General features: G+C 53.5%; 1 protein-coding gene. It reads left to right on the forward strand.

Annotated elements, in window-relative coordinates; all coding sequences use genetic code 11:
- Nucleotides 1–229: 229 nt before the first annotated feature.
- Nucleotides 230–1180: a phosphodiesterase gene (locus AB9K34_RS03680; RefSeq protein ID WP_369953091.1), complete on the forward strand. Its 951-nt coding sequence runs from the start codon at nucleotides 230–232 to the stop codon at nucleotides 1178–1180.
- Nucleotides 1181–1400: the final 220 nt, after the last annotated feature.

Raw genomic sequence — 1400 nt, forward strand, 5'->3', positions numbered from 1 at the left:
GTTGCCCCGACAAGCCTCGCTGCGCGATGTTCAAATGACCGAATTTGGAGCCGTCCTGCAGCACGCGAGATTGAGCACTTGCAGAAATTTCCGAGCTGCGAGCGCATGCAGCAAAAAATGAGGATTTCCGCTGTGGGCTCACCTTCAGACTTCGCCACCCGGGGCACGAACATCAGCTGTTGATCTGTGAACCGCCCCACATTGATCAAGACATCATGAAATCAGAGATTTGGCAAATCTAGCGGATGACGGGTGTGGTTCGATCTGCCGCGTGGGCGCAGCTGCGCGGGCATTGGGCAGCGATGAGCCCAACTTGCAAGCGTTCTGCGATGCTGCCAAAGTCCGTTTTTTGGGTACACCAGCGTTTTGCCAAAAAGGAGTTGTAGCGAGGATGAAAATTGTTTGGATGTCGGATCCTCATTTTACCCAAGAGGGTCAGGTGCTCGGGCACGATCCACGGATTAGGCTCCAAGCTGCCGTTGAGCACATCAATGAGCACCATTCGGATGCGAGAATGTGCGTCATTTCCGGCGACATGGTCAATCGAGGAACAAAGGCTGACTACGAAGGCGTGGCAGGGCGACTATCCGAATTGGCTATTCCTTTTTTCCCCATGATGGGAAATCATGACAGCCGGGAGCTATTCCGCCAGCTTTTGCCACTTCCTGACGCGGCAATGGAGGGATTCATCCAGTATCGGGTGAAGACACCTGAAGCGCACGTGATTTGTCTAGATACGCACAAGACCGGTTCTGACGCCGGAGAATTCTGTGAAATTAGGCGCAAATGGCTCATGGACCGCCTACACGATGCAGGAAAGACGCCGACTATTCTATTTATGCACCATCCGCCGATGCCACTTGGCCTGCCAATGCAAGACACGGAAAACATGGAAGACGGGCAGGACTTCATAGATCTAATCTCCAGCTTTGGATGCGTGAAGTACATGTTTGTTGGGCATGTCCACCGACCAATTTCTGGCTCGGTTGAGGGTATCCCATTCTCGACGATGCGCTCTGTTCTCTATCAAGCGCCGCCGCCGAAACCCGAATGGAACTGGGATACCTTCGAACCCAGCAAGGAAGCGCCCGATATCGGGATCATTCGACTTGAAGCAGGCTCAGTCACCTTACACTACGACCAATTTTGCTCCTACCACCTTGGGGTAACCGCATCCTGACTTCTGTCGATTACGTGCAAGACGAGACGAAATTGAGCTGTGAGCAGACCTTGCGCGTTTCGATCCCAACTGCAGCAAAGTCCCGCGACCTGTGAATTGCCGGCTTCAAAAATTCTGCGAGGTTCACGAACGGCCGAAATCGCCGTCGCACCGCGTCATGCCATCTCGTGCTTGTGCAGAATATTCGCCGCCGTGTGCGGGCGCAGCATGAAATCAAAAT

Source organism: Sedimentitalea sp. XS_ASV28 (assembly GCF_041224545.1).
Lineage (GTDB): Bacteria > Pseudomonadota > Alphaproteobacteria > Rhodobacterales > Rhodobacteraceae > Sedimentitalea.